Genomic DNA, 1614 nt, shown 5'->3' with positions numbered 1-1614 from the left:
CCTCTCCCTCTGGGAGAGGGGCCGGGGGTGAGGGATGGGAGAGGGGCCGGGGGTGGTCGCGTGAGCGGCGCGGAGCGCTTGGGATGGGAGAGGGGCCGGGGGTGAGGGCTATTCCAGCAACAGGCGCAAGTCCAGGTGGGGCCGCCACCGCTCCGCCAGCCGCTCCAGCAATTGCTCCCGCTGCTGAGCATAGTGGCCTTCCAGCTCCGGCAAGGGATCCCAGCCTTTTTGGCGGCGCAACTCGTTTAGCCAGTGTCGCCGCCAGCGGTGATTGTCGAAGAGGCCGTGCAGATAGCTGCCCCAAATCCGGCCCGTGGGATCCCGCCAGCCCAGGTTCTCTTGGTCGAAGATCGGCAGGCAGCCAGCGGGATCCGCCTGGGTGGATCCCTGGTGGATTTCGTACCCCTGGACGGGAGCAGGAGCGGGCCAGCAGCTTTGTGTCTGCACCTGCCGGGTAACTTTGGTGGGGTGCAAAACAGTGGTCAGAGGGAGAAAGCCCAGCCCTGGGTAGGTGCCGGCAACTCCCTCTAGGCCATCGGGATCGGCGAGGGTTTCCCCCAACATCTGCAGTCCGCCGCAGATGCCGACGATGTGGCCGGAATAGTGGCGCAGTTGGTCGGCCAGGCCGGTCTTTTGCAATGCCAACAGATCCTTGAGGGTGGTTTTGCTGCCGGGCAGGATGACGACATCGGGGGATCCCAGGCTTTGGCCGGGGTGAATCCAGCGCAGATGGACGCTGGGCTCGGCCAGCAAGGGGTCGAAATCGGAGAAATTGGCCACCTGGGGCAGGCGAACCACGGCGATTTCCAGGGAGTCTTCCCGCCTGGGACGGCGATTTTCCCAGAGTTGGGGGCCGGCCTCGATGCCCAGCGAATCTTCCTGGGGCAGCACCCAATCCAGCCAGGGCAGAACCCCAACCACCGGGATCCCGGTGTAGCTCTCCAGCCAATCCAGGCCGGGCTGCAGCAGCTCCCGCGAGCCGCGAAACTTGTTGATAACAATGCCGCGGATCAGGGCTCGTTCTTCCGGTTCCAGCAGTTGCAGCGTGCCCACCACATGGGCCAGCGCCCCACCCCGGTCGATGTCCGCCACCAGCCAAGTGGGGGATCCCAAATGCAAGGCGACCCGCATATTTGCCAAATCCCGATGCTTGAGGTTCACCTCCGCCGGGCTGCCTGCCCCCTCGCAAACGATCCAGTCGTACTGCTGTTGTAAGCGGGCCAGGGCTTCTTTGACCGCTTGCCAGGCCGGCGCAAACCAGCGTTCGTAATACTCGCCGGCGCGGCAGGTGCCCACCGCCACTCCATTCAAGACGATCTGGGAAGTCAGGTTGCCCTGGGGCTTCAACAGGATCGGGTTCATCTCCACCGCAGGCGGGATCCCGGCGGCCCAGGCTTGCAGAGCCTGCGCGTAGGCGATCTCTTTGCCCTCGGCGGTGACATAGGCGTTGAGGGACATATTCTGAGCTTTGAAAGGGGCAACCCTTTTTCCTGCTTTCTTGAGAAGGCGACAGAGGGCCGTTACCAAAAGGGTTTTGCCCACATGGGAAGAAGTTCCCACCACCATCAAGGCTCGACCTGAACGGCTCACCCCGGATCCCTCACCCTTGGTTGC

At 63.9% G+C, this 1614-nt stretch carries 1 protein-coding gene; it reads right to left on the bottom strand.

The genetic code is table 11. The features are described from left to right. Nucleotides 1-108: 108 nt before the first annotated feature. Nucleotides 109-1566, bottom strand: coding sequence for a cobyric acid synthase (locus tag NW844_RS04215; RefSeq protein ID WP_414333762.1), 1458 nt, complete (start codon nt 1564-1566; stop codon nt 109-111). Nucleotides 1567-1614: the final 48 nt, after the last annotated feature.

This window comes from Synechococcus sp. H55.2 (assembly GCF_047462495.1).
Taxonomy (GTDB): Bacteria; Cyanobacteriota; Cyanobacteriia; order Thermostichales; family Thermostichaceae; genus Thermostichus.
This window is presented reverse-complemented; position numbering and strand designations above follow the sequence as displayed.